General features: G+C 65.9%; 27 protein-coding genes and 1 pseudogene. 10 read left to right on the top strand and 18 right to left on the bottom strand.

Features of this window, described 5'->3' with window-relative positions:
* From EPO41_RS05915 to EPO41_RS05895, 5 genes and pseudogenes are all read right to left on the bottom strand, one after another.
* Positions 1-161 (bottom strand): annotated as a pseudogene (locus EPO41_RS05915) (acyl-CoA dehydrogenase); the annotation flags it as partial.
* Positions 162-224: 63 nt separating this feature from the next.
* The gene (locus EPO41_RS05910; RefSeq protein WP_296321792.1) at positions 225-1,400 is read right to left on the bottom strand and encodes a glycosyltransferase family 2 protein; all 1,176 of its coding nucleotides are present in this window, start codon (positions 1,398-1,400) and stop codon (positions 225-227) included.
* A 32-nt stretch (positions 1,401-1,432) separates the two neighbouring features.
* On the bottom strand, positions 1,433-1,699 hold the full coding sequence (locus EPO41_RS05905; protein ID WP_296321791.1) for a hypothetical protein: 267 nt from the start codon (positions 1,697-1,699) through the stop codon (positions 1,433-1,435).
* Between the two features lie 13 nt (positions 1,700-1,712).
* Positions 1,713-2,429 carry a hypothetical protein gene (locus EPO41_RS05900; protein WP_296321789.1) on the bottom strand — a complete coding sequence of 239 codons (717 nt, stop codon included), beginning with the start codon at positions 2,427-2,429 and terminating at the stop codon, positions 1,713-1,715.
* Positions 2,430-2,536: 107 nt separating this feature from the next.
* Positions 2,537-2,806 (bottom strand): PqqD family protein, encoded by a 270-nt coding sequence (locus EPO41_RS05895; protein ID WP_296321787.1) that lies wholly within the window; start codon positions 2,804-2,806, stop codon positions 2,537-2,539.
* Positions 2,807-2,873: 67 nt separating this feature from the next.
* Between EPO41_RS05895 and EPO41_RS05890 the strand changes: the two genes are divergently transcribed.
* From EPO41_RS05890 to EPO41_RS05880, 3 genes are read left to right on the top strand one after another with little or no spacing between them, the layout of a single operon-like run.
* On the top strand, positions 2,874-4,394 hold the full coding sequence (locus EPO41_RS05890) for a hypothetical protein (protein ID WP_296321784.1): 1,521 nt from the start codon (positions 2,874-2,876) through the stop codon (positions 4,392-4,394).
* The gene (locus tag EPO41_RS05885) at positions 4,378-5,157 is read left to right on the top strand and encodes a hypothetical protein (protein WP_296321782.1); all 780 of its coding nucleotides are present in this window, start codon (positions 4,378-4,380) and stop codon (positions 5,155-5,157) included. Before EPO41_RS05890 ends, EPO41_RS05885 begins: the two co-directional genes overlap by 17 nt.
* A gap of 32 nt (positions 5,158-5,189) precedes the next feature.
* Positions 5,190-6,419, top strand: a complete 1,230-nt coding sequence (locus EPO41_RS05880; RefSeq protein WP_296321779.1) for a glycosyltransferase family 4 protein — start codon at positions 5,190-5,192, stop codon at positions 6,417-6,419.
* A gap of 9 nt (positions 6,420-6,428) precedes the next feature.
* Here the strand turns inward: EPO41_RS05880 and EPO41_RS05875 are convergent, their stop codons facing one another.
* The 3 genes from EPO41_RS05875 to EPO41_RS05865 form a co-directional block, all read right to left on the bottom strand.
* Entirely contained in the window at positions 6,429-7,682 is a 1,254-nt protein-coding gene (locus tag EPO41_RS05875) for a HAMP domain-containing sensor histidine kinase (RefSeq protein WP_296321776.1), read from the bottom strand.
* Positions 7,683-7,797: 115 nt separating this feature from the next.
* Positions 7,798-8,490 (bottom strand): response regulator, encoded by a 693-nt coding sequence (locus EPO41_RS05870; protein ID WP_296321773.1) that lies wholly within the window; start codon positions 8,488-8,490, stop codon positions 7,798-7,800.
* Positions 8,491-8,532: 42 nt separating this feature from the next.
* Positions 8,533-9,000, bottom strand: coding sequence for a Spy/CpxP family protein refolding chaperone (locus EPO41_RS05865; protein ID WP_296321770.1), 468 nt, complete (start codon positions 8,998-9,000; stop codon positions 8,533-8,535).
* Positions 9,001-9,105: 105 nt separating this feature from the next.
* Here EPO41_RS05865 and EPO41_RS05860 point away from each other — a divergent pair, with 105 nt between their 5' ends.
* Entirely contained in the window at positions 9,106-9,654 is a 549-nt protein-coding gene (locus EPO41_RS05860; RefSeq protein WP_296321767.1) for a GNAT family N-acetyltransferase, read from the top strand.
* Here the strand turns inward: EPO41_RS05860 and hisN are convergent.
* Both hisN and EPO41_RS05850 read right to left on the bottom strand, forming a co-directional pair.
* On the bottom strand, positions 9,621-10,391 hold the full coding sequence (hisN, locus tag EPO41_RS05855; RefSeq protein WP_296321764.1) for a histidinol-phosphatase: 771 nt from the start codon (positions 10,389-10,391) through the stop codon (positions 9,621-9,623). The two genes, EPO41_RS05860 and hisN, sit on opposite strands and share 34 nt — an antisense overlap.
* The gene (locus EPO41_RS05850) at positions 10,392-10,922 is read right to left on the bottom strand and encodes a cytochrome c family protein (protein WP_296321762.1); all 531 of its coding nucleotides are present in this window, start codon (positions 10,920-10,922) and stop codon (positions 10,392-10,394) included.
* A gap of 174 nt (positions 10,923-11,096) precedes the next feature.
* Between EPO41_RS05850 and EPO41_RS05845 the strand changes: the two genes are divergently transcribed.
* Genes EPO41_RS05845 through EPO41_RS05835 form a run of 3 tightly spaced genes read left to right on the top strand, consistent with a single transcriptional unit; the run spans position 11,097 to position 13,610 of the window.
* Positions 11,097-12,005 (top strand): prephenate dehydratase, encoded by a 909-nt coding sequence (locus EPO41_RS05845; protein ID WP_296321759.1) that lies wholly within the window; start codon positions 11,097-11,099, stop codon positions 12,003-12,005.
* 22 nt (positions 12,006-12,027) lie between these two features.
* Positions 12,028-12,690, top strand: coding sequence for a ribulose-phosphate 3-epimerase (gene rpe, locus EPO41_RS05840; RefSeq protein ID WP_296321757.1), 663 nt, complete (start codon positions 12,028-12,030; stop codon positions 12,688-12,690).
* Complete coding sequence (locus tag EPO41_RS05835) at positions 12,687-13,610, top strand: glutathione S-transferase family protein (RefSeq protein ID WP_296321755.1); 924 nt, start codon at positions 12,687-12,689, stop codon at positions 13,608-13,610. The genes rpe and EPO41_RS05835 overlap by 4 nt, the downstream gene beginning before the upstream one ends.
* 171 nt (positions 13,611-13,781) lie before the next feature.
* Here EPO41_RS05835 and EPO41_RS05830 read toward each other — a convergent pair whose 3' ends face one another.
* The gene (locus EPO41_RS05830) at positions 13,782-14,675 is read right to left on the bottom strand and encodes a TIM barrel protein (RefSeq protein WP_296321753.1); all 894 of its coding nucleotides are present in this window, start codon (positions 14,673-14,675) and stop codon (positions 13,782-13,784) included.
* Positions 14,676-14,738: 63 nt separating this feature from the next.
* Here EPO41_RS05830 and EPO41_RS05825 point away from each other — a divergent pair, with 63 nt between their 5' ends.
* Positions 14,739-16,421: a helicase HerA-like domain-containing protein gene (locus EPO41_RS05825; RefSeq protein ID WP_296321750.1), complete on the top strand. Its 1,683-nt coding sequence runs from the start codon at positions 14,739-14,741 to the stop codon at positions 16,419-16,421.
* Positions 16,422-16,449: 28 nt separating this feature from the next.
* Here the strand turns inward: EPO41_RS05825 and leuB are convergent, their stop codons facing one another.
* Positions 16,450-17,568: a 3-isopropylmalate dehydrogenase gene (gene leuB / locus EPO41_RS05820; protein WP_296321747.1), complete on the bottom strand. Its 1,119-nt coding sequence runs from the start codon at positions 17,566-17,568 to the stop codon at positions 16,450-16,452.
* Between the two features lie 141 nt (positions 17,569-17,709).
* Positions 17,710-18,324, bottom strand: a complete 615-nt coding sequence (gene leuD, locus EPO41_RS05815) for a 3-isopropylmalate dehydratase small subunit (RefSeq protein WP_296321745.1) — start codon at positions 18,322-18,324, stop codon at positions 17,710-17,712.
* A gap of 346 nt (positions 18,325-18,670) precedes the next feature.
* On the opposite strand from leuD, the gene EPO41_RS05810 reads away from it, so the two are divergent.
* Both EPO41_RS05810 and EPO41_RS05805 read left to right on the top strand, forming a co-directional pair.
* Positions 18,671-19,033: a hypothetical protein gene (locus EPO41_RS05810; protein WP_296321742.1), complete on the top strand. Its 363-nt coding sequence runs from the start codon at positions 18,671-18,673 to the stop codon at positions 19,031-19,033.
* Positions 19,012-20,277, top strand: a complete 1,266-nt coding sequence (locus EPO41_RS05805; protein ID WP_296321739.1) for a hypothetical protein — start codon at positions 19,012-19,014, stop codon at positions 20,275-20,277. Before EPO41_RS05810 ends, EPO41_RS05805 begins: the two co-directional genes overlap by 22 nt.
* 140 nt (positions 20,278-20,417) lie before the next feature.
* Here the strand turns inward: EPO41_RS05805 and EPO41_RS05800 are convergent, their stop codons facing one another.
* The 5 genes from EPO41_RS05800 to rimM form a co-directional block, all read right to left on the bottom strand.
* Positions 20,418-20,912: an RDD family protein gene (locus EPO41_RS05800; protein ID WP_296321736.1), complete on the bottom strand. Its 495-nt coding sequence runs from the start codon at positions 20,910-20,912 to the stop codon at positions 20,418-20,420.
* Between the two features lie 124 nt (positions 20,913-21,036).
* A complete protein-coding gene (gene leuC / locus EPO41_RS05795; protein WP_296321733.1) occupies positions 21,037-22,482 on the bottom strand; it encodes a 3-isopropylmalate dehydratase large subunit in 1,446 nt (481 codons plus the stop codon).
* Between the two features lie 10 nt (positions 22,483-22,492).
* Positions 22,493-22,978 carry a 50S ribosomal protein L19 gene (rplS, locus tag EPO41_RS05790; RefSeq protein ID WP_296321730.1) on the bottom strand — a complete coding sequence of 162 codons (486 nt, stop codon included), beginning with the start codon at positions 22,976-22,978 and terminating at the stop codon, positions 22,493-22,495.
* Positions 22,979-22,994: 16 nt separating this feature from the next.
* Entirely contained in the window at positions 22,995-23,714 is a 720-nt protein-coding gene (gene trmD, locus EPO41_RS05785; protein WP_296321727.1) for a tRNA (guanosine(37)-N1)-methyltransferase TrmD, read from the bottom strand.
* 1 nt (position 23,715) lies between these two features.
* Positions 23,716-24,255: a ribosome maturation factor RimM gene (gene rimM, locus EPO41_RS05780; protein ID WP_296321725.1), complete on the bottom strand. Its 540-nt coding sequence runs from the start codon at positions 24,253-24,255 to the stop codon at positions 23,716-23,718.
* Positions 24,256-24,271 lie beyond the last annotated feature (16 nt).

Genomic DNA, 24,271 nt, shown 5'->3' with positions numbered 1-24,271 from the left:
GGCTGGCCGTCATTGTCCCAGTCGGTGCGCGCATGCTCGCGGCGATGGTCGAAGAAGCGGATATTGTCGTTCTCGCGCTCCAGCGGCCGGATCTCGCGCTCGATGAATTCGTCGAGCTCGCGCAGATAGGCCGCGATCTCCGCGGGAATGTTGAAATCCATTGGGTCGGTTCCTCGGTAAACGGCTGTTCACCGCATTCTAGTGCCGCCCTCGACGTTCGGCATCTACCCCGTTTCGGGGGACGGTGCCTCGCCCAGCGCGGTGTCGGCGTGGCCGGACCCCAGACGGTGGTGTTTCTGTTTCGATTGCTGCGCCCGCGCCCGGGCCAGCTGGAATCGGGCGCGGAAGGCGAGATTGCCGGGCTCTCGCGCAACCGCGCGCCCAAACCAGTGCGCGGAGTCGGCGTAGCGTTCGAGACGGAAAAGGCAAAGTCCGCCTTCGGCCAGCGCACCGGCGCCAAACAGCGCGCGATCGTATGCGAAGTCGTCGACCAACATGTCCGCATCGATGCTGGCCAGGCTTTCGAATATCGCCAGAGCCTCCTCGCAGCGGCCTGTCGCGGCGAGAGAACGGGCCTCGAGACAATCGAGCAGGTAGTTGTCGCCTTGCAGGGTGCGGGCCTCGGCGATCAAGGCCAGCGCCTCACCGTTCCTGCCATCGATCCCGCACTGTCGAGCGAGTTCCGCGAAGCACATCGTCTTTTCGGCCAGCCGGATGGGCGAACGCCGCGCCGCCTCGACGCCCTGCCGCCAGGCTCGCTCGGCCGCCGCCGGATCGCCGCGCTCGCGCTCGATCGATCCGAGGTGCCACCATAAGTATGTGCGATCCGGCGTGGCGGCGATCTGACGCCTCAGCAGTCCGAGATCGCGGGCATGTTTGCGCACCGAGCCGCCATCATAGCCAAGATGATCGATGGTCAGGGTCGAGGTGCCGATCGCCTCCCCACGGTCACCGGCCAGCCGGTTGAGAGACGGGACGATTGTCTCGTGCATCGCACCCTGAAATCGGATTTCGGGATGGCGGCGAAACAGCCGCAGTTCGCGATAGGCCGTGTACCCGGTCTGCGGATGAAAGCGCAGCGTCGCCGCCCACCATTCCGGCGTGGACAGCTCCCGCTCGACGGTCGCCCTGTCGAGCGGGCGCAGGCGCTCATCGGCGTCGATGTAGAGAATCCAATCGCCGCCCGCCTGATCCAGCGCAAAGTTGCGGGCGGCGGAAAAATCGTCACGCCATGCGAAGTCGTGGAGCCTGGCGCCGTGCGCGCGGGCGATCGCCCGCGTGGCGTCACGCGATCCGGTGTCGACGACGACGATCTCGTCGACCAGAGGCCGAATCGATTGAAGACAACCGGGGAGGAAGTGCTCCTCGTCGCGTGCAATCAGGGTGGCGGTGATCCGCACGCTGCCGCGGCAGTGCGTGCGAGCCCGGCGTCTCAGCGCCGCGCGGGACCGGCCGGGGTGCCAGTGCCGGGAATCGTCGTCGGATTGGCTGGCTTTGCCGCGCCATCCGGTGTCTTCAGTTCGGGGGTCAAGGTGCTGTTGATGGTTCGCACGGGCGCCTGTGCCTGGGCCAGGGAGTCCATCGGAAACGAAGCGACGGCAGGCAGGACGAAAGCGCTGCCGAGAACCAGCCGCCGTACGATGTCGCGGCGGGTTTCGTCGACACTGGTCAGCAGGCGCGGATCGACATCGTTGGTCATGCGATAATCTGTATCAAACGCGGTCGGCGACCGCAACGCAGGTCGAGGCGACGTCGCCCATCTCGATACGGAACGTTCGCGTCCCCTCGACCAGGCGGGTGACGTCGCCCAGCCAGTCGGCGCGTCCGGACGGAGGCGCCGTCGTTTGGGAAAGCAGGTGGCGGGTCATGTCGAGCTTGCCGACCTCCGTGACCACGCTCCGTGAACCATGGCCCGGCTCGAGCCAGAACATCGATTCGATCGCCGCCGGTCTTATGTCCCAAGGCCGGCCGAAGTCCGTCGGATCGGTCGCGAACCACCAGTCGCGCGCCAGCGCCCCGGCACGAGCGACGACCGGCGGCAGCGCACGCAGGGGCGGCAGCAGCGCGACGCTCGGCTCGTTCACGATGAAGCGCCACGGAAAGGCGACTGCCCGCCCGTCGCGCAGCAGCACGAGTTCGTCGCCGCTCACCTCGCAGCCGGCCAACAGCAGACCCAGTGCCAGGGTCGTCTTGCCCGAGCGTCGAGGGCCTGCCACCAGGAAGCCTCGCCCTCCAGACCGGCCGATCACCGCACGAAAGCGCACATGGTCGGGCGAGGCGGCCAGGGCTTCACGGTGCATTCGTCGCAGCAGGTTCTCGCCGGCCTGAAACGCGGTCAGCTCGAAGTCGACGTCCTGCCCGTCGACGGTGAGGCGGACTTCGCCATCGTCGTTCCAGACGCCCAGCTCCCAATGTCGTTCGATCGCCATCGCCTGGCGCGCCTGTGGCGCGACCTCGCGGACCCGCCGACGTGCGCCGTCGCAATCACCGACGACCGTGAAGGCGCTACCGAGAAACTGGAACCGGTCCCCTGCCGTCAGTGGACGAGTCCTTCGCTCATCAGTGTATCGAGGCATTCGGCCACTGCGTCGTGCGGCGGTTCGCCGAGATCGAAGGCGAGCTGCAGCAGCGCCGCCAGTTCGTTCACGTCGTTGCGGCCGTTGCACAATTCGAGGACGAGCGCGGCGGTCGCGTTGAGATAGTGGATGCGATCACGGTCCGGTTGATAGACGATGTAGCCGTCCGAGACGGGATTTATCTCAAGGCCGGCGGCGCAGGCCGGACGGCCCAAGGAGGATCGTGTCATTGCAAACGAGCATGCCCAAACGGCGGAAACCGGGCAACAGGAGCCTGTCGCGAGCGCGCCGGCGCTCATGAGCCGCGGCGAGCTGTCGGCCGCCCTCGCGGCCGCCGCTGCCACTCCCGACGAATTCCCGGAATCACGCTTCGAGGGTCGTGGCATCGTCATCTGCGCCGGCGGCCCGCGCCTGTTCACGTGCGCCTGGATCTGCGTCGGCATGCTGCGACAGCTGGGGTGTACCTTGCCGATCGAGATCTGGTTCCTCGGGCCACTCGAGATGAGCATGCCGATGCGTGGCCTGCTCGCCGAACTTGGCGTCGAGACGGTCGACGCCTTCGAGGTGGCGCGGCGCCATAGGGTCCGGCGGCTCGGGGGATGGGAATTGAAGCCCTACGCGCTGCGCCACTCTCGTTTCCGCCAGGTGCTGCTGCTCGACGCCGACAATGTGCCCGTCAGGGATCCGTCCGACTTGTTCGACCATCCGGCATTCCAGACGACGGGCGCACTCTTCTGGCCCGACCTCCTGCGGCTGTCGCGTGCGAACCCGATATGGCGTCTCGCGGGACTGGAGCCGAGGGATTGCCCTTCGTTCGAATCGGGACAGCTGCTGCTCGACAAGTCGCGCTGCTGGCGGGCGCTCGGCCTGGCGCACTGGATGAACCAGCGATCGGACGAGGTCTACCGACTGCTGCACGGCGACAAGGACACGTTCCTCATCGCATGGCTGATGCTGGCCCAGCCCTACCATCTCGTGGCCCATCCACCCAAGCAGCTCGAGGGCACGCTATGCCAGCGCGATCCGTCGTCCGGCACCGTGCTGTTCCAGCATCGGAACGGCGCCAAATGGGTGCTCCAGGGGGAGAACCCGGCCATTGAGGGCTTCCGCCGCGAGGCGGAGTGCTTTGCCCTGCTGGCGACGCTGGGCGAGCGATGGGACGGGCACGTCTTTCATCCGCCGGCGCGGTCGCCTGCCGCCATTGCGATCGAGCGCGAGCTCACGGAGGTGAGACGGTTCAGCTATGTCCGCGTCACGTCGGATGAACGAAGCGTAGAGTTGCTGCCCGATCATCGCATTGGCGGTACGCCCGGCGAGTCGTTCTACTGGCATGTGGACGAGGACGCCGACGGGCCCGTGTTGGTGCTTTCGGGCAATGGCGCGACGCACACGCGACTGCGCCGCGCGATCGACGGAAACTGGCGCGGTCAGCTTCTGCATCCCCCGTACAGCCCGACCGCGTTGATTCGAGTGGGTCCTATCGCCGACCTGCGGCCGGTGATGGTGACCACGACCGGATCGCTCGATGAACTGCTCGAACGCGCTCTGGCGCAATACGAGGTTTTGCCCTGCGATGTCGAGACCCTGCGCGATCTCGCGGGCTTTCTGCGCACCCTCGCGATCCTCGATCCGTCTGTGCGGGAGCGGCTCGATTTCATCGCAAGCAGCGCGTCAAGCCCCGCTCGCGCTCGGCTGATCCGGCTCGCCTCCGACGGCTGGTCTGCACCTTCCGATCGCCCTGCCAGCCGCGGCATCGCGCCGGGACATGGCTGGAACCGCCATGCCTTTCCCCTCAGCGGCTATGATCCTGGAGTCTAGCCCGTCCACCATCCTCATCCTCACCCCCGTGAAGGATGCGGTGCGCCATCTCGATCGCTACTGGGACAACCTTCATCGCCTGGACTGGCCTCTCGGCGCGATCTCCGTCGGCCTGCTCGAAAGCGACAGTCTCGACGATACGTTCGGACGACTGGCGCAACAGGCCGCGGTGGCTCGGGCGCGGTTTGCGCGGGTGGGTGTCTGGAAGCGTGACTTCGGCTTCCGTCTGCCGGCCGGCGTGCCGCGCTGGAGCCACCCCTGGCAGCTGCAGCGCCGGCGCGTGCTCGCCCGCGCGCGCAACCATCTGCTTTTCCAGGCCTTGGCGGACCATGATTGGGTGCTGTGGCTGGATGTCGACGTCGTCGAGTATCCGCGCGACCTGTTGCAGCGCCTGATCGCGGTCGGACGCGATATCGTCCACCCGCATTGTGTCCACGACTATGGCGGTCCGACCTTCGATCGCAATGGCTGGCGCGATCGCGGCACGGTCCATATGGATGCCCTGCGCGGCGGAGCCGACCTCGTGCGTCTCGACAGCGTCGGCGGCACGGTGCTGCTGGTGCGGGGCGACATCCACCGCGACGGACTCATCTTTCCACCGTTCCCTTACCGGCCGGGCCATCCCGTGGCCCGGCGGCCGGGACCATGGGGCCCACAGATGGAAGGCGAGATCGAAACCGAGGGTCTCGCCCTGCTTGCCGCCGACATGGGCCACCAGTGCTGGGGGATGCCGAACCTCGAAGTTCTCCACGCCCGCGACTGATGCGGCGGCGAGTGCTCCTCGTGGCGCCGGTCATGCCGCGACACACCGGCAGCGGTCTCGCCCGACGCGCGGCGATGACGCTCGCTGCCCTCGCACGCGACGGCGAGGTCGATCTGTTCGTGGTGCCGGTCGCCGGCGGCGAGCCGTCACCGCCCGATCATGTCCTGCTCGAAGCGGCCCGGATCCACGTCCTGTCGCTCCAGGAGCATCTCGATCCGCATGTCGCACTGATCGCGCGCCTGACCGACCCGCTGGAGGAGGCACGTGCGATGGAGCGCTATCCCAAGCCGTACCTCGCCCGCTTCTGCACGGCGGCCAGCGCGGCAGAGGTCTTCGATTGGGCGCGGATCTGTCCGCCCACGGTGGTCCATGTGATGCGGCTCTACCTTGCGCCCCTGGCCGGTCCGTTCCTGCGGCTAGCTCCTGCGGTGCGCCCGGAAATGGTCCTCGATCTCGACGACGACGAACTGGAGACGCGAACGAGACTGGCCGACCTTTGCCGCTTGCGCGGCGAGGACGAAGCGGCGCGGCAAGAGGAGCGAGAGCGTGGCAAGTACGAGACCTACGTTCACCGCTACCTGGCCGCGTTCGACCGAGTGTCGCTTGCCAACCCTGCCGATGCCGCGCGGATTGGCCGGCAATTCCCTTCTGCGAGAACGGCGGTAGTGCCCAACGGCGTCCTGCCGCCGGACGGCGTGCCGAGGCATGAGCCATCCGCCGAGGGTCCGCTCCGACTCCTGTTCGTGGGCACGCTCGACTATCTGCCCAATGCGGACGCGGTAGAATTTCTGTGCACGGCCATCCGCGCGGCGCTGCATGACCTGTCTTCACGAGAGATCGCCATCGACATCGTCGGCGCCGGTGGCGAGCATCTCCTCAATCGGTTCGGCCGCCTCGAGGATGTGCGGCTGCATGGATACGCACCCTGCCTCGCATCCTTCTACGCGGCAGCCGACGTTGCGATCGTCCCGATCCGGGCCGGGGGCGGGACGCGGCTCAAGATACTCGAGGCCTTCGCTCACCATGTGCCGGTCGTCAGCACGGCGCTCGGTGCCGAAGGACTGGGCGCGGTCGACGGTCGGGAGCTGCTGATCGGCGACAGCGCGGCATCGATCGCCCGCGCCTGCCTCAGGATCAAATCCGATCCCGCCCTCGCGCGGCATCTTGCCTGCCGGGCCGGCGCCCTGGTTTCGCGGTCCCATGGGCCCGATGCGGTCGCGGCCGCATTGCGGCGCCTCCGTGGGCGCCGTGTCGGACCTTGACCCAGCACTTCACGTTGCCGGCAGGTCGACCCGGAAGCAGCTGCCGCCGCCTTCTGCCGCAAGGCAAACCGCGTCACCGCTATGGCGGCGGGCGATGTCGAGGACCAGGGCGAGGCCGAGGCCGCTGCCGCGGCCGCTCTCGGCCGCGCCGGCCATGCGATAGAAGGGCTCGAAGATGCGCTGTCGCTCGGCCTCGGGCACGCCGGGCCCGCGGTCGGTGACCTCGAGCACGGCGCAGTCGGAGTCGCGCTTCACCGAAACCTCGATCGGGGTGCCGCCGCCGTAGCGCTGCGCATTCTCGACGAGGTTGCGGACGAGACGGCGCAGCAGGGTGCGATCGCCGGAGACCGTCACCGGCTCGCCGTCCACCTCGACGTCGTAGTGCGAGGCTTCCTCGGCGGCCAGCGCCAGCAGGTCGACCGGCTCGCGCCGTTCGAGGGTGGGCAGCGCCTCCAGCCGGCTGGCCAGCAGGATCTGTTCGATCAGCTGGTCGAGCTCGGCCACGTCGCGCTTCAGCGACTCGCGGGTCTTGGGATCGGCGGCGTCGCCCAGCAGCGAGGCCGCGACCGAGATGCGCGTGAGCGGCGTGCGCAGCTCGTGGCTGGCATTGGCCAGCAGCAACCGGTGGGCGGCGACCAGTTCCTCGATGCGCTCGGCCGAGCGGTTGAAGCTCGCGGCAAGGGCGGCCAGCTCGTCGCGGCCCTCGACCTTCACGCGGGCACTGAGATCGCCGCCGCCCAGCCGGTCGACACCCGCCTTGAGCCGTTCCAGCCGCCGGCCGAGACCGCGCACGACCGGAAAGGAAGCGATCGCCACGGCGACGGCGACCAGGCCCAGCGCGGCGGCAATCCAGAAGATCGGGTTGGGCCGCTCGCGCACCTGGCGTGCCACCAGCCATCGGCCGTCGGGCAGTTGCAGGACGAAGTTCGGCCCGCCCGGTCCGCGCCGCCAGCCGGTGCGCGCGCGCATGGGCTCGAAGCGCGGCGGCGGCTTGCCGGCCATGGCGATCATGTCGCCATCGGGCTCGTAGAGCGCGATGTCGAAGCGCAGCTTGCGCTGCAGCCCCTCGATCGCGCGCTGCTGGTCGGTCCGCGGCGCCGTGGCGTCCGGCAGCAGCGCGCCGGTCAGTTCGGCGGCGACGTCGAGATATTGCGGCGTGCGATTGTCGTCGTCGGCCACCCGCCACAACAGCACCGCCGCGCCGACGAACACCGCCAGCACGACGAGGATGGTGGCATAGAACTGCAGGTAAAGGCGCTGCATAGTCAGCGATCGAGGCTGGGGGCGCGCCACTCCAGTGGCGCGTCATGCGGAATGCCGACAGATGATGATCGCGCCACTGGAGTGGCGCGCCCCCAGCGAAGAACAGGCCTCGTTCTCATCGATCCTGGTCCTTGGCGAAGACGTAGCCGGTGCCGCGCAGGGTGAGGATGCGGCGTGGCTTCTTGGGATCGTCCTCGATGGCGGCGCGGATGCGGCTGATGTGGACGTCGACCGAGCGGTCGAAGGCTTCGAGCTTCTCGCCCTTCAGCAGATCCATCAGCGCGTCGCGCGAGAGCACGCGGCCCGCCCGTTCGGCCAGCGCCAGCAGCAGCGCGAACTGGTAGGAGGTGATCGTGCGTTCCTCGCCGTCGACCCGCACGACACGGGCGCCCTTGTCGATCTCGAGCCGGCCGAAGCGCAGCACGTCTTCCTTCGGCGCCGTCGATCCCTTGCGGCGCAGGATAGCGCGCAGGCGGGCCTGCAGCTCGCGCGGCTCGAAGGGCTTGGCGAGATAGTCGTCGGCGCCCAGCTCGAGGCCGACGACACGGTCCATCGGCTCGCCGCGTGCGGTCAGCATCAGGATCGGCACGTCGCTGGTGCCGCGCAGGCGGCGACACAGGTCGAGCCCGTCGGCATCGGGCAGCATCAGGTCGAGGATGACTGCGTCGAATGTCTCGCGCTTGAGCTGGGCCTCGCCGTCGCGGCCGGTGTTGGCCACGGTCACGCGAAAGCCCGCCCCGCCGAGATAGTCGGAGACCATCCCGGCGAGGCGGTCGTCGTCGTCGATCATCAGGATGCGCTCGGCCATGGGCTCAGTATCCGACCGGCGCAGCCCCGATGTCATCCGCCGTCAGCCCTTCCGGGGGCCGTGCTTGTGGTCGCTCCAGGTCTTGAAGAAGGCCTGGCGCTGGCTGGCGTTCAGCACGTTGCCGGCGTCGGTCAGGGCCTTGGTGAAGCGCTTGGAGCTCGCGTCGGCGATCTTCATCTGCTCGGCGCGGATCTGCTCGATCTTCGCCGGGTCGATGGTCGGGGCCTCGAGCGCCGCGCGCATCGCCTTGCGGTTCTCGACGCGCTGGGCGTGCAGCGGCTTCATGTCGGCGAAGGCGGCCTGCAGGATGCCGACGATCTGCTTCTTCTGGTCCTGCGTCGCGTCGGTGCCGTTCAGTGCCTTGTCGACGCGCTTCTCGATGCGCTCCTGGAACTTCGCCGGATCGACCGACCCGCCGTCCGCCCGGGCAAAGGCCGGCATGCCGGCGGTCGCCGCGAGGCTGCCCGCGAGGAGGGCGGCCATTACCGTCTTGATGCTGAGGTTCGTCATGTCTGTCTCCATCTGGTTCGGGTTGCTGTCCCCGTGAAGCCAACATGGAGAGTCCCGGTTTCGCGCCCATCTCGCGCCGGTAAAGTTGTGTAAAGTGCCTCGACCATGACGATCGTGACGACCGAGCGCCTTTCGCTCAGGCCCCTGCTGGCCGCCGATGCCGAAGACTACGCGGCCATGCGCTTTCATCCCGAGGTGGCCCGATGGCTGCCGCCGGCCCCGGGCACGGGGCAGGAAGGCGATTTCGTGGCGTTGGCCCATGCAGCCATCGAGCGATTTGCCGTTTCCTGGCAGGAACGCCGCTACGCGCCCTGGGGCGTGTTCCACGACGGAAGGCTGATCGGCCATGCCGGGCTGAACTTCATCGAGCAGTTCGACGGGGTCGAGGTCCTGTGGTCGCTGCATCCGGAGGCCCAGGGCAAGGGCTATGCGACGGAAGCGGCGCGCGCCGCCCTGGCCTATGGCTTCGAGACGCTCGAACTCGACCACGTCTTCGCGATCACGCTGGAGGAGAATCGCGCCTCGCGGGCCGTGATGGAGCGGATCGGCCTCACCTACCGCAAGCGGGTTGACTACAAGGGCTTCACCGACATCGTCTGGTACGATGTCGAGCGTGCGACCTATGCCGAGAGGATGTCCAGCGCGGCGCGGTGAACCGCCGGGTCGCCGGCCGCGGCGACCGCTCCGTCGGAATGCATGTCGAGCGCCTTGCCCTTCCAGTCGGTGATGGTGCCGCCCGCGCCCGTGATGACGGGAATGAGCGCCGCGTAGTCGTAGAGCTTGAGGTCCGCCTCGACGACCAGGTCGACATGGCCCGCCGCCAGCAGCCCGTAGGCGTAGCAGTCGCCGCCCCAGCGGAAGAGCTTCACCTTTTCGGTGAGCGCCTGATGCGGTTTGGCATAGCCCTCGGCGAACATGCCGGGCGCGGTCGAATACATGTACGCGCTGGCGAGGCCGGCGCAGGCGCGCACCGAGATCGGTTTGCCGTTCAGGGTCGAGCGCTCGCCGTCGACGCCCAGCCAGCGTTCCCGCAGGATCGGCTGGTCGATGATGCCGAGCACCGGCTTGCCGCGGTGGAACAGGCCGATCAGCGTGCCGAACAGCGGCAGGCCGGTGATGAAGGCCTTGGTGCCGTCGATCGGGTCGAGCACCCAGACATACTCGGCGTCGGTGCGGACCGCGCCATGCTCCTCGCCGAACACGCCATGGTCGGGGACGTGGCGGCTGAGCAGTTCGCGCATCGCCGTCTCCGCTTCACGGTCGGCGATGGTGACGGGGCTCAGGTCGGACTTGTCGTCGACCGTGACGCCGGTGCGGAAGTAGCGGCCCGCGATCGGCCGGGCGGCGTCGGCAAGCTGGTTGGCCAGCGCGACGAGATTCGGCGGAACCACTTAGGGAAGCGGTGCGGGCGTGTCGGCCATCGTGCGCAGGTAGGCGATCACGTCGGCGCGATCCTGCTCCTTGGGAAGGCCGGCGAACGCCATCTTCGTGCCGCGCACGTAGGCGTTCGGCTTGAAGATCATGTGGTCGATGTCCTCATAGCTCCAGTCGCCACCCTTGCCGGTCAGAGCCGAGGAGTAGGTGAAGCCGGCGTGGCTGGCCTTGGGCCGGTTGACCACGCCCCACAGGTTGGGGCCGACCTTGTTGGCGCCGCCCTTGTCGACCGTGTGGCAGGAGAAGCACTGCTTCTGGAAGAGGGCCTTGCCCGCGTCGACGTTGGCACCGGCGAGCTTCGGACCGATCGGCGGAATCTCGACGGCGGCCGGCGCGGCGGCCGTCTGCGTCGGCGCATCGTCGGAGACGGCGAGCGCCGGCTTGTCCAGCTTGTGCGGGTGCACGACGGCATTGGAGACCTTGCCGACCACCATTGCGAAGAGGGCGGAAGCCAAAACGCAGCCTGCGATCGTGTTGAAACTGGCCATATCAAATCCCGAAGCGGCAAATTCTACGGACGCTGCTGTAGCATGCCCGCACGGCCGCCAGTAGTATTCCATGATGTCCGGCAGATCGCGCGGCGGAACGTCGCAAGTGCCGGATATTACGAGGTTTTTCGCCTATCGGTGGGCCTCGGAACGCGGCACGGGAGAGTTCGGCAAATGGCAAAAAGTCGGGGCGAGAAGCGGCAGGGCAAGGCCGTCGCCAGCAACATCATCGCCTTCCAGGGCGAACCCGGCGCCAATTCCGACATGGCCTGCCGCGCGGCCTTTCCCTACATGACGACCCTGCCGTGCCCGACCTTCGACGCCGCCATGGGCGCCGTCCAGGCCGGCAAGGCGGAGCTGGCCATCATCCCGGTCGAGAATTCGATCGCCGGCCGCGTGGCCGACCTGCACAGCCTGCTGCCGCACACGAAGCTGAAGATCGTGGCCGAACACTTCCAGCGGGTCGAGCACTGCCTGGTCGCCCTGCCGGGCGCGTCGCTGAAGTCCATCCGGACGGTCAAGAGCCATGTCCAGGCGCTGGCCCAATGCCGCAACTTCCTCAGGAAGCACCGGCTGCAGCCGGTGGTTCACGCCGATACCGCCGGCGCCGCCCGCGAGATCGCCGAGATCGGCGACGCCAGCGTCGGTGCCATCGCCTCGTCGCTGGCCGCCCGCATCTACGATCTCAAGGTGCTGGCCAAGAACATCGAGGATGCCGACCACAACACCACCCGCATGCTGGTCTTCTCGCGCGAGGAGGCCCATCCCGACTGGCGCACCGTGCAATGCATGACGGCCTTCCTGTTCCGGGTGAAGAGCCGGCCGGCGGCGCTGTACAAGGCGCTGGGCGGGTTCGCGACCAACGGCGTCAACATGGTGAAGCTGGAAAGCTACCTGTCCGGCGCCCGCTTCGAGCAGGCGCTGTTCTATGCCGAGGTCGAGGGTCATCCCGAACAGCGCAACGTCCTGCTGGCCCTGGAGGAGCTTGGCTTCTTCTCCGAGGAACTGAAGATGCTGGGCTCCTTCCCGGCCAATCCCTTCCGGCGCAAGGGTTGGGAAGCCCCGACCCGCCCCGGAACCTGAGGCCCCCTCCCAAAGGTAATTCATGCCGCAACAGCCCGTCCGCATTGCCCCCTCCATCCTGTCGGCGGATTTCGCCGCGCTCGGCCGCGAGGTCGAGGCGATCTCCGAAGCCGGCGCCGACTGGATCCATGTCGACGTGATGGACGGGCATTTCGTGCCCAATCTCACGATCGGGCCGATGGTGGTGAAGGCGCTGCGCAAGCACAGCAGGCAGCCGTTCGACGTCCACCTCATGATCTCGCCGGTCGATCCGCTGGTGCCGGCCTATGTCGAGGCCGGCGCCGACGTGATCTCGTTCCACCCCGAGGCGGGGCCGCACGTCCACCGCACGATCCAGCTCATCAAGGGTCTCGGCCGCAAGGCCGGCGCGGTGCTCAATCCCGCGACGCCGCTTTCCGCCATCGAGCATGTGCTGGGCGATCTCGACCTCGTGCTGGTGATGAGCGTCAATCCGGGGTTCGGCGGCCAAGCCTTCATCGAAAGCCAGCTCGCCAAGATCGCCGCCCTGCGCAAGGCGATCGACGCGCTGGGCAAGCCGATCGACCTCGAGGTCGACGGCGGCGTCAACGTCGAGACTGCGAAGCGCTGCATCAAGGCCGGCGCCGACGTGCTCGTCGCCGGTACCGCCGTGTTCACCGGAGGACCGGAACGCTACGCCGCCAACATCGAGGCCCTGCGCTCATGACCGACATGATCCTGCATCACTATCCGAACTCGCCCTACTCGGAGAAGGTGCGGATCGCCTTCGGGGTCAAGAAGGCCGCGTGGAAGTCGGTCACGATCCCGAACATGCTGCCCAAGCCCGACCTGATGCCGCTGACCGGCGGCTATCGCAAGACACCGGTGATGCAGGTCGGGGCCGACATTTACTGCGACACGCAGTTGATCATGCTCGAGATCGAGAAGCGCGCGCCGACACCGCCGCTCTTGCCCAAGGGCAGGGAAGGTGAGGCGAGGGCGCTCGCCATGTGGATCGACCGAAACATCTTCTGGGCGGCGGTCGGCGTCGTCATGGGCGCGCTGGGCGACAAGCTGCCGGAGGCGTTCCTCAAGGACCGTGCCGCCTTCTCGGGCCGCTCCTTCGACGCGGCCGCGCTGAAGGCCGCCGCGTCGGTGGCGCTGCAGCAGACCCATGCCCAGCTCGTGATGGCCGAACAGATGCTGGCGGACGGACGATCCTATCTGCTGGGTGACGCTCCGTGCCTGGCCGACTGCGCGCTCTATAATCCGGTGTGGTTCATCAAGGAGCGGCTGGGCAGCGGAAAGCCTGTGCCGCCGCTCGACCGGCTGCCGCTGATCACGGCCTGGTCGGAGCGCATGAAGGCGGCCGGCAGCGGCAGCCCGACAGAGATCCGCGCAGCTGACGCGATCGCCATCGCGAAAGCCGCGACCCCCGAGGCGACCAGCGTCGACGCCAACGATCCCAGTGGCCTGAAGGCCGGCCAGACGGTCAGCGTCACGCCCGACGATACCGGCAAGGTGCCGGTGAGTGGCACGCTCGTCGGGCTGACGAACGACCGCGTCTCGATCCAGCGTCACGACGAGCAAGTCGGCGACGTCGTGGTCCACTTCCCCCGCGCCGGCTTCGTCATCACGCCCGCTTAGACGCACTGAAATAAACCCGTCGTCTCGACCGGAGCACCGAAGGTGCGGAGTGGAGAGACCTCTTTTCCAATTAAAGCCGTCAAATCGAGGAAAGAAGATCTCTCCACTCCGCCGAGCTACGCTCGGCTCCGGTCGAGATGACGGAGTGGTTATGAAATTCGGGCAATCCTTCTAAACCACTTCGACGCCGATCTCGGCGGCGATGCGGCGCAGGGCGGCGACGGAGCGGGCGGTCGCGTTGCGGCCGTCCTGCGGGCAATGCGTTTCGATGCTGGCATGGATTTCCCGGACCGGGTTTGGAGCCTTGGCCGATCCGGTCAGCAACCGCGTGAGTTCCTTCGCCCACGGCACGTCGCCATCGCCCAGCGGCACGGTGCGCTTGGCCGACAGGTCGCGGTCCTTGAGATGGATGAGGTCGACGAGAGGGGCCAGTACGGCGATCTCGGCATCGGTCGGCGGTGCGCCCATCGACCAGGCATTGCCGATATCGACCAGCGGGCGCAGGTGTGCCGGCATCGCATTGGGCGCCATGGCCTCTTCCATCGCGGTGAAGAAATCGGCCAGTTCGGCCAGAGAGCCGATGTTGCAGACCGGTTCGTTCTCGATCTCGACGTTGATGGAATAGGTGAGGGCGAGATCGGCCAACCGCTCGAAACGTCCGAAAAGATCGGCTGGCTTGTAACCGGGATAGCGCAAGTGCGTGAAGACGCGGATCTTCTCGGCGCCGAACACGGTGGCCATGTCGAAGGCATGCACCAGCGGATCGTCGGCGGGGCAATCGGCCGGATCGAAGGCGAAGTCGACCTTGCCGCCTTCGCTGCCCTTGCCGGGCGCGGCCCATTTCAGCAGCGGCGACACGAAGGTCGGAACCGTGAGGCCGGCCTGCTCGATCCGGCGCGCGATCGCGCCGCCTTCATCCAGCGACAGGCCGAGCAGGTTCCTTCCCTCCACCGTGCGCATGTCGAGGCGCCGCACCTCGTTTTCGCCGCAGAAGGAGATCATTTCGTCGAGGGACGGGCCGATTTCGTCGCCGATCACGGCGAGGGCGAGACGGGGCAGGGACATGCGGCTAACCTACTATGGGCGGGTCGCTGTGGCTAAAATCGGCGCCGATGCAGAGGAGACGGCATGAGCGACGATGCGATCTTCGTGGGAGCAAGCGAGGCCGACCAGTATCTCCTGCTGAAGTATGCCAACCGCCACGGCCTCGTGGCCGGCGCGACCGGCACGGGCAAGACCGTCACGCTGCAGACCATCGCCGAGGGCTTCTCCGCCTATGGCGTGCCGGTCTTCATGGCCGACGTGAAGGGCGACCTGTCGGGCGTCAGCCAGCCCGGCGGCGACAATCCACGGGCGCTCGAGCGCGCGAAACAGCTCGGCATCGACGGCTATGCCGGACGCGCCTTCCCGACGATCTTCTGGGACCTGTTCGGCGAGAAGGGCCATCCGATCCGCACGACGGTGAGCGAAGTGGGGCCGGTGCTGATGGCCCGCCTGCTGCAGCTCAACGAGACGCAGGAAGGCGTGCTCAACATCGTCTTCAGGATCGCCGACCAGCAGGGCCTGCTGCTGCTCGACTTCAAGGACTTGCAGGCGCTGCTGCAATGGGTCGCCGAGAATGCCGGCACGCTCACGACGGAATTCGGCAATGTCAGCAAGGCGTCGGTCGGCACCATCCAGCGCCAGCTCCTGACGCTCAGCCAGCAGGGCGGCGAACGGTTCTTCGGCGAGCCGGCCCTCGTGCTGACCGACATGATTCGCTGCGATCCCGCGGGCTACGGTGCCATCAACGTCCTGGCGGCCGACCGGCTGATGCAGAGTCCGCGCCTCTACGCGACCTTCCTTCTGTGGCTGCTGTCCGAACTCTTCGAATCGCTGCCCGAGGTGGGTGATCTCGACAAGCCGAAGTTCGTGTTCTTCTTCGACGAGGCGCATCTCCTGTTCGACGATGCGCCAAAGGCACTGCTGTCGCGCATCGAACAGGTGGTGCGGCTGATTCGCTCCAAGGGCGTCGGCATCTACTTCATCACGCAGAATCCGCTCGACGTGCCGGAGTCGGTCCTCGGCCAGCTCGGCAACCGGGTGCAGCATGCGTTGCGCGCTTTCACGCCGCGCGACCAGAAGGCGGTGAAGGTGGCGGCCGAGACGTTCCGCCCGAACAAGGCGTTCAATGCCGCGCAGGTCATCACCGAACTCGGTGTCGGCGAAGCGCTGCTGTCGTTCCTCGACGCCAAGGGCGTGCCGTTCCCGGTCGAACGCTGCTTCATCGCGCCGCCGCAGGGCCGCATCGGGCCGGCGACGGTGGAGGAGCGCGCGGCCGTGATGGCGGCGAGCCCGCTGGCCAGCAGGTACGACAAGGTCGTGGATCGCCAGTCGGCCTATGAGGTGCTGACCGGCCGGATCGCCACGCCGGCTGCCCCCGAATCCACTCCGGCACCGCGTCGCCGCGGCCAGTATGGATCGGTGCCGCCTACTGTGCCGGCCAAGACCGGGCCATGGGGACCTCGTTCGGAAGAGCCGCCACCTGAAGTCGAACAGCCAATCCCGCCGGCGCCGCGGCCCGAGCCGCGCCTCAAGAAGGCCCAGCCCCAGCCTCAACCACCCACGCCGGCACCGAAGAAGGTGCCGGCCGGCCGCCAGCGCGACTCGATCGGCATCACCGTCGCCAAGGCCGCGGGCCGCAGCGCGGCCACCATCGCCGCGCGCGAGGCGGCGAAGGCGGTGTTCGGAAAGGGCAAGGCGGCATCCATCGGCGCCACCATCGGCGGCGCCGTGCTGCGCGGCGTGCTGGGATCGATCCTGAGAGGCTGATCCGCCGGGGCCGGCGACGACCGCCCGATCAGCTCAGGCGGTCGAGTTCCTTGACGATGGCGTCGCCCATCTCCTGGGTGCCGACCTTCTTCACGCCGTCGGTGTTGCCCACCAGCAGGTCGCCGGTGCGGTAACCCGCCTTCAGCACGTTCTCGACGGCCAGCTCGACCATGTCGGCATCCTTGCCGAGGTCGAACGAGTAGCGAAGCATCATCGCATAGCTGAGCGTCTGGGCGATCGGATTGGCCAGGCCCTTGCCCGCGATGTCGGGCGCGCTGCCGTGGATCGGCTCATAGAGAGCCTTGCGGCGGCCGGCCGCGTCGGGTGCGCCGAGCGAAGCCGAGGGCAGGAGGCCCAGCGAACCGGTCAGCATCGAGGCTTCGTCCGACAGGATGTCGCCGAACAGGTTGTCGGTGACGATCACGTCGAATTCCTTGGGCGCGCGCAGCAGCTGCATGGCGAGCGCGTCGGCATACATGTGGCTGAGCTGGACGTCGGAATATTGCTCCTTGTGCAGCTTGGTCGCCTCCTCGCGCCACAGCACGCCGGTGTGCATGACGTTGGCCTTCTCCGAGGAGAGCACCTTGTTCTTGCGCTTGCGGGCCAGCTCGAAGGCGACGGCGCAGACGCGGCGGATTTCGGGGGCCGTGTAGCGCTGCGTGTCGAAGGCCTCGATCTCGCCGGCGGCATTGGTGTGGCGGCCGCGCGGCTCGCCGAAATAGACGCCGCTGGTCAGCTCGCGGATGATCATGATGTCGAGGCCCTTGACGATCTCGGGCTTCAACGACGAGGCATCGACCAGCGCGTCGAACACCTTGGCCGGGCGCAGGTTGGCGAAGAGGTCCATCTCCTTGCGCAGGCGCAGCAGGCCGCGCTCGGGCTTCTTGCTGAAATCGGCGGTGTCCCACTTCGGGCCGCCGACCGAGCCGAACAGCACGGCATCGGCTTCCAGGGCGGTCTTCATGGCGTCGTCGCTGAGCGGCACGCCGTGCTTGTCGAGGGCGGCGCCGCCCACGAGGTCTTCCTTGATGTCGAAGCCGATCGCGCGCTTCTTGCCCATCCAGGCAATGATCTTGCGGACTTCGTTCATCACCTCGGGGCCGATGCCGTCGCCGGGCAGCACGAGCAGATTGCGATTGGACGCCATGATGGTCAGGTCTTCCGTTGATTGTATGGCTTGAAGTTCAAAAACCCGCTGTCATCCCGAGCGCAGCGAGGGACCCTTGCTCAGACCGTGGAAAGGTCCCTCGCTGCGCTCGGGATGACAATGTGCGGGCGTTCGATGTGATCAGGACGCGCCGTGCAGCCAGGGCTGGGACTCGCTCTGGCGGCGCTCGAAGTCGTCGATCTCCGACTTCTTCTCCATGGTGAGGCCGATATCGTCGAGGCCTTCGATCAGGCACTTCTTGCGGAACGGGTCGATGTCGAAGTGGACGGTGCCGCCGTCCGGACCCTTGATCTCCTGCTTCTCGAGGTCGATCTCGATGATGGCGTTGGAGCCGCGGCTGGCATCGTCCATCAGCTTGTCGACGATCTCCTTCGGCACCTTGATCGGCAGGATGCCGTTCTTGAAGCAGTTGTTGTAGAAGATGTCCGCGAAATCCTCGGAGATGATGCAGCGGATGCCGAAGTCGAGCAGTGCCCAGGGCGCATGCTCGCGGCTCGAGCCGCAGCCGAAGTTGGGGCCCGCCACGATGATCTTGGCATTCTGGTAGGCTGGCTGGTCGAGGACGAAGTCCTTCTTCTGGCCGTCCGCCGTCCAGCGCATCTCGTAGAACAGGCCGTCCTTCAGGCCCGTGCGCTTGATGGTCTTCAGGAACTGCTTCGGAATGATCATGTCGGTGTCGACATTGACCATGGGCAGCGGCGCAGCGACGCCGCTCAGCGTCGTGAATTTCTCCATGAGACCTCCCGGAAAGGCCGGAATAAACGGGCTTTCTTCACCTTCGTCAAGGTGGCGGCACAAACCCCGACCTTGCCACTCCTGGGATGTTCCGCAGTCGTGAGTCAGCCGGTTCCAAGCTGCCACCCAGCGCAAAGTCACTTTTGGAACCCAGGTGAGCAAAATCTACGCCAAACGACAAGGAGTATGTCGCTCCGCGATGCTCGCCGCGCTGGGTGAGGTCAACTGGGGGAGGCCGGTGCAAATATCGTTGGGGATGGATTCTTTTGATGGTTTGAGTAACCGAATTGCACGCAGTGGTGGTGGTGTTAGAATTGGGTGAGCAAGCGCATGGACTGGGGGCGGAATGCTTGAAAGTGTAGATGTGATTCGTCGTCTAATGGCTGAAGATATGTCTGTATTGGAAGCCGCACTTGCCCAAGGTGAGAATGTCATCTTGTTTGGGGCTTCTGAGACGCCACCTGAAAGTGACAGACAACTCGGCAAAACCATTTTTGAAGAAACCTTGGCTGATTTGGCAGCCAAGATTTGTTCCGACAAGAGAATTATCTCAATCTTAGAGCGAGATAGGGAACTGGAAGAAGTCACTTTAATTACAACGATATTGGATATCGTTCTAACATCGGTTGGTGGCGTTCCTGTGCTTGTTCTGACGGCAATGATAGTTAAGTACGGTATTCGACGCCTTTGTCCGAGGCCCGCCCAATAATGCGGGAGATACTGGATGGCAACGCCTTCAAGTACGTCTGCGAATGTATGCTTGTCGCTAAACAAGCATTCCAAGGCGGCGATCCAGCGAAAGATATTACCGTCCGCTTCTATTCGGATGATGCGATTGCACCCAGGTGCACGCGAAAATCGCAAGGTATTTACTCGATCTACTTTCCCACCGGAGTATTCAATAGGCTTTATCTACTCTTAACAATAATGTTGTCTCCGACTTTGGATCGACTTGGATTGGTTGAGCAGAAACTCTCGCCGACCGACAAGAGAGATGTTGCCAATGCCATCCCAGGACGCCTCAGATGCATTTTTGATCCAGAGCATGCTCTGAACAGCGACGAAACTAAGAGTCTTCTTGCTGAATTCGCACTTCCCGCTCGCGGTGATCAGCTCACACGACTGCATATGCTCAGCGCAGCGTTCCTGTTTTTTTCCTATCACGAGCTCGCGCACATCGACAGTGGGCACTTCGAATTGGCTCAAGAGATAAACAGAAAGCCTGATGCTTGGGATTCCAAGTCTACTCTTGGAATGACACGTAAGGAGATCCTAGAAGGTTTAGAAGTTTCGGCGGATCAACAGTCGGCGAGATCCTTGACTGGTCCGATATTGGCCATTGTACAGGCGGAGAGCGATTCTCTCGCAAGCGGGAGGGTCTCGATCGCTGAGGTATTGCAAAAGGCACTCTGGCCGTTTGCGGTAGGGTTAGCATGTGCCGTCACGCTCACCGATTGGCGGAGTAGATCTTTTGATGTTGTCACATTGACTAACTACCCCCATCCAGTTGTTCGTTGGTCAATAATTCAAGGTGTCATCCGTGAGGAGCTAGGGTGGGATTCGCAGTTGGGTATGGCGTGGTTCGAGCATAGCAATGCGGCATTGCGTTTTGTGAACGGCCGAATTGGTGCCGCATACTTAAGCGAAGTCATCAAAGTAAATTGGGAGAAGCCTGGGCATCCCATAGCTCAACTACAAGTCGACAGGAACTTGTTCGGCAATAGTGTATTGTTTGAATATATTATTCGTTCAGTGGAGAGAGGTAGAAGGGCGGAATATATACTTAGTCAGTTTAGAGGAGGATTCCTCAAGCTCTTGCCTGCCTATTCGGATGTAGATCGAAATTGGGAAGAGCAGCTAAACAGATTCCGACTTATTAACGAACGCCGTAATCAAGCGTTAGCGGATCCTCTTGTTAATCCATTTTCTCAGTCTCCCACTCGGCGAAGCTAACGAGAGTCATAGAGCGGTGGTAATCGATAACTGAAGGGATCCTGCGGCCTAATTGGATTAGTCAGACCGTCGAGCGCCGATGCAGGGCAGTAAATCATAGCGTTCGAAGACTTGGGGTGATGGGTGCTCAATAGCCAAAGCTACCGCGTCTTGATCACCAGGGTGCTGGCGAGCATGTCGTGCAGGCCGCGCTTGCGGTCGGTGAAGGCCACCATGATGTAGCCGATGCAGAAGATCATCCCCGAGAGGATCTTGGCGAAATACCGCCCCGTGGCGTTGAGGAAGCTGATCCTCTTGCCGTCGTTGCTCACCACCCGCAGGCCCATCGCCATCTTGCCGACTGTGGCGCCCCTCTCGGAACTCTCCATCAGGGCGAAATAGAGCCAGAAGACGAGGAGCGACAGCAGGTTCACCGTGGGGTCGAAATTCTCCGGATGCTCGAAGTCCATGTACTTGATGCCGAAGACGGCCGTCACGACGCCGAGGACAATACTGACCAGGATGGCATCGATGATGTAGGCCACGACGCGGATCCAGAAGCCGCCATAGCCCACCGGCGTGGTGCCTGCCGGCGTCGCGTCCCAGACGGGAGGCGGGGGCGGAGCGGAGGAACCCGAATTCGGAACGCTGGCCATGTGTCTCTCCCCCTATCGTTGGTGAAGCGAACGCTACATTGGCCATGAGCGTTCCCGACTGCAAATAGAAACGGGCGGTGCCCTGTGGCACCGCCCGTCTTCCGTTCGTCACAAGGAACGGCGTCTACTGGAAGTCGCGAACGTCCGCGAGCGTGCCCCGGATGGCGGCGGCGGCGGCCATCGCCGGGCTCACCAGATGGGTGCGCCCGCCACGGCCCTGGCGGCCCTCGAAGTTGCGGTTCGAGGTCGAGGCGCAACGCTGGCCCGGCTCGATGCGATCGGCGTTCATCGCCAGGCACATCGAGCAGCCCTGCAGGCGCCATTCGAAGCCGGCCTCGAGGAAGATCTTGTCGAGACCTTCCTTCTCGGCCTGGGCCTTCACCAGGCCGGAGCCCGGCACGACCATGGCCGACACGGTCGAGGCGACCTTGCGGCCGCGCGCGATCTCGGCGGCGGCGCGCAGGTCCTCGATGCGGCCGTTGGTGCAGGAGCCGATGAAGACGCGGTCGATCGGCACGTCGACGAGGCGCGTTCCCGGCGTCAGGCCCATATAGGCCAGCGACCGGGTCCAGGCCTCGCGGCGGTTCTCGTCCGGCGCATTGGCCGGGTCGGGAACGACGTCGGTGATCGGCAGCGCGTCCTGTGGGCTCGTTCCCCAGGTCACCATCGGCGGAATGTCCGAGGCGCTGAGGTCGAGCTGCACGTCGAAGTGCGCGCCCTTGTCCGACGGCAGACGGCGCCACTGGCTGAGCGCCAGATCCCACGCCCCGCCCTTCGGCGCGTACGGGCGACCCTCGAGATACTGGAAGGTGGTCTCGTCGGGCGCGATCAGGCCGGCGCGGGCGCCCGCCTCGATCGACATGTTGCAGACCGTCATGCGGCCTTCCATCGTGAGCTCGCGGATGGCGCGGCCGGCATACTCGATCACGTAGCCGGTGCCGCCGGCGGTGCCGAGCTTGCCGATGATGGCCAGGATGACGTCCTTGGCCGTGACGCCGAGCGGCAGGCTGCCTTCGACCGACACGCGCATGTTCTTGGCCGGCTTCTGGATCAGCGTCTGCGTGGCGAGCACGTGCTCGACCTCGGAGGTGCCGATGCCGAAGGCCAGCGCGCCGAACGCGCCGTGCGTCGAGGTGTGGCTGTCGCCGCACACGATCGTCATGCCGGGCAGGGTCAGGCCCTGCTCGGGGCCGATCACGTGCACGATGCCGCGGCGCGGATCGTTCAGGCCGAAGTAGGGCACATGGAAGTCGGCGACGTTCTTCTCGAGCGTCTCGACCTGGACGCGCGACTCCTCGTCCTCGATGCCCTGGCTGAAGTCCGTCGTCGGCGTGTTGTGGTCGGCGACCGCAATGGTGGCGTCGGGCCGGCGCACCGGCCGTCCCGCCATGCGCAGGCCCTCGAAGGCCTGCGGGCTCGTCACCTCGTGAACGAGGTGACGGTCGATGTAGATGACACAGGTGCCGTCGTCCTGGCGATGGACGACGTGGCTGTCCCAGATCTTCTCGAACAGGGTCCGCGGTGGCGGCGGCGGGGCCGGCGGGGTGGCCGACTTCTTGCGGAACGCCATGCTGCGCCTGCTACTTCTTTCCGCCGCCCTTGGCGGCGCGGACGTTCTTCTCTTCCTTCGGCTTTTCCTTCTTGAGCTTCTCGCGGCGCGGACGCTTGAGAGCCTCCTCCGCCTGCGTGGCGAGCAGCTCGCGCTGGGCCTCGGTGTCCTCGGCGATGCGGCTCGCCTTGCCGCGCAGCTCGCGCAGGTAGTAGAGCTTGGCGCGGCGCACGACGCCCTTACGCACGACCTCGATTTCCCAGATGCTCGGGCTGTAGAGCGGGAACACGCGCTCCACGCCTTCGCCGAAGCTGATCTTGCGCACCGTGAACGAGGAGTTCACGCCGGCATTCTTGCGGCCGATGCACAGGCCCTCGTAGATCTGGAGACGCTCGCGGTTTCCTTCCTGCACCTTGACGTGCACCTTGAGGGTGTCGCCCGACTCGAAATACGGAACGGGCCGCTCTTCCTGCACCTTGTCGATCGTCGTCTGGCCGATCGCGTCGAGAATGTTCATCGCATCCATCCTTTCGTCACTTCTCATCGTTTCCAACTGCGGTCCGGCGACGGGCCCAAAGATCGGGCCGCCGCCTCCGCGTGATCTCTTCCCGCTGCTTCATCCGCCACTCGGCGACCTTGCCGTGGTGACCCGAGAGCAGAACCTCCGGCACGTGCCGTTCGATTCCGTCGGGTCCCGCCCAGGTCGCGGGCCGGGTGTAGTGCGGGTACTCCAACAATCCGTCCTCGAAACTCTCCTCGTTCGCCGAGTCCGCCGCGCCCATCACCCCGGGCAGCAGCCGTACACAGCAATCCATCATCGCCATGGCCGCGATCTCGCCGCCCGAAAGCACGAAATCGCCGACCGATATCTCCTCCAGCGCCTGGGCCTCGATGACCCTCTCGTCGACGCCCTCGAACCGACCGCACACCAGCAACACGCCCGGCCCCGCCGCCAGCTCCCGCCCGCGCGCCTGACTGAACGGCGCGCCTCGCGGCGAGAGCAGGACCTTCGGTACCCCCGGTACGGCGACCGCTTCGATCGCCGCCGACAGCACGTCGGGCTTCATCACCATGCCGGCGCCGCCTCCGAACGGTGCATCGTCCACCGTACGATGGCGGTCCCCGGCGAACCGCCTGATGTCGACGGCCTCCAGCGACCACACGCCTTCCTTCAGCGCCCGGCCGGCCAGGCTCTCGCCCAGCGGGCCCGGAAACATCTCCGGGAAAAGCGTCAGCGCGGTCGCGCGCCACACGTTAGTCCTCCGCCTCCTTCGCCGGCCCACCCGTCAGCAATCCTGCCGGCGGATCGACCGTAACCCTGCCGCCCTCGACGTCGATCTCGGGCACCGCCGCGTCGGTGAAGGGCAGCATCACCGAATGCCTCGATGCGCTGCCTCCCGACACTTCCATCGTCCTTCCGGCGCCGAAATCGTGGAAGGCCATGACCTTCCCCCAGTTTCGGCCTTCCCGGTCGAACGCGGCGAGCCCGATCAGGTCCGCCTCGTACCACTCCCGCTCGCCCGTCTCCGGCAGGCGCTCGCGCTCCACATAGAGCCGCAAGCCGCGGACTGCCTCGGCCGCCGTGCGATCGGCTACGCCCTCGATCCGGGCCAGGACCGCGCCCTTTACGGAGCTCAGCGCCTCGACCCGGTACTCCTTCGTTCCCTTCTCGTCCGACAGCGCGCCATAGGAGGCGATCGCCATCGGGTCCTCGGTGAAGCTCCTGATGCGCACCAAGCCGCGGACCCCATGGGGCGCCGCAACGACGCCCAGCAGGACGCGACCCTTGCTCATCGAAGCCGCCACCCGA

The organism is Reyranella sp. (assembly GCF_004297265.1).
Classification (GTDB): Bacteria; Pseudomonadota; Alphaproteobacteria; order Reyranellales; family Reyranellaceae; genus Reyranella.
The sequence above is the reverse complement of the archived record's forward strand: the minus strand, read 5'-3'. Positions and strand labels throughout refer to the sequence as shown.

Bases quoted from the DNA above. Each gene is read 5' to 3' on its own strand.
- EPO41_RS05880 (WP_296321779.1), top strand. From the start codon at position 5,190: ATGCCGCGACACACCGGCAGCGGTCTCGCCCGACGCGCGGCGATGACG.
- EPO41_RS05885 (WP_296321782.1), top strand. From the start codon at position 4,378: ATGATCCTGGAGTCTAGCCCGTCCACCATCCTCATCCTCACCCCCGTG.
- EPO41_RS05875 (WP_296321776.1), bottom strand. From the start codon at position 7,682: ATGCAGCGCCTTTACCTGCAGTTCTATGCCACCATCCTCGTCGTGCTG.
- EPO41_RS05810 (WP_296321742.1), top strand. From the start codon at position 18,671: ATGCTTGAAAGTGTAGATGTGATTCGTCGTCTAATGGCTGAAGATATG.
- EPO41_RS05890 (WP_296321784.1), top strand. From the start codon at position 2,874: ATGAGCCGCGGCGAGCTGTCGGCCGCCCTCGCGGCCGCCGCTGCCACT.
- EPO41_RS05900 (WP_296321789.1), bottom strand. From the start codon at position 2,429: ATGGCGATCGAACGACATTGGGAGCTGGGCGTCTGGAACGACGATGGC.
- EPO41_RS05800 (WP_296321736.1), bottom strand. From the start codon at position 20,912: ATGGCCAGCGTTCCGAATTCGGGTTCCTCCGCTCCGCCCCCGCCTCCC.
- EPO41_RS05845 (WP_296321759.1), top strand. From the start codon at position 11,097: ATGGCAAAAAGTCGGGGCGAGAAGCGGCAGGGCAAGGCCGTCGCCAGC.
- rplS (WP_296321730.1), bottom strand. From the start codon at position 22,978: ATGAACATTCTCGACGCGATCGGCCAGACGACGATCGACAAGGTGCAG.
- EPO41_RS05825 (WP_296321750.1), top strand. From the start codon at position 14,739: ATGAGCGACGATGCGATCTTCGTGGGAGCAAGCGAGGCCGACCAGTAT.
- EPO41_RS05835 (WP_296321755.1), top strand. From the start codon at position 12,687: ATGACCGACATGATCCTGCATCACTATCCGAACTCGCCCTACTCGGAG.
- EPO41_RS05870 (WP_296321773.1), bottom strand. From the start codon at position 8,490: ATGGCCGAGCGCATCCTGATGATCGACGACGACGACCGCCTCGCCGGG.
- rimM (WP_296321725.1), bottom strand. From the start codon at position 24,255: ATGAGCAAGGGTCGCGTCCTGCTGGGCGTCGTTGCGGCGCCCCATGGG.
- EPO41_RS05865 (WP_296321770.1), bottom strand. From the start codon at position 9,000: ATGACGAACCTCAGCATCAAGACGGTAATGGCCGCCCTCCTCGCGGGC.
- rpe (WP_296321757.1), top strand. From the start codon at position 12,028: ATGCCGCAACAGCCCGTCCGCATTGCCCCCTCCATCCTGTCGGCGGAT.
- EPO41_RS05850 (WP_296321762.1), bottom strand. From the start codon at position 10,922: ATGGCCAGTTTCAACACGATCGCAGGCTGCGTTTTGGCTTCCGCCCTC.
- leuD (WP_296321745.1), bottom strand. From the start codon at position 18,324: ATGGAGAAATTCACGACGCTGAGCGGCGTCGCTGCGCCGCTGCCCATG.
- EPO41_RS05895 (WP_296321787.1), bottom strand. From the start codon at position 2,806: ATGACACGATCCTCCTTGGGCCGTCCGGCCTGCGCCGCCGGCCTTGAG.
- leuB (WP_296321747.1), bottom strand. From the start codon at position 17,568: ATGGCGTCCAATCGCAATCTGCTCGTGCTGCCCGGCGACGGCATCGGC.
- EPO41_RS05905 (WP_296321791.1), bottom strand. From the start codon at position 1,699: ATGACCAACGATGTCGATCCGCGCCTGCTGACCAGTGTCGACGAAACC.
- EPO41_RS05860 (WP_296321767.1), top strand. From the start codon at position 9,106: ATGACGATCGTGACGACCGAGCGCCTTTCGCTCAGGCCCCTGCTGGCC.
- EPO41_RS05830 (WP_296321753.1), bottom strand. From the start codon at position 14,675: ATGTCCCTGCCCCGTCTCGCCCTCGCCGTGATCGGCGACGAAATCGGC.
- leuC (WP_296321733.1), bottom strand. From the start codon at position 22,482: ATGGCGTTCCGCAAGAAGTCGGCCACCCCGCCGGCCCCGCCGCCGCCA.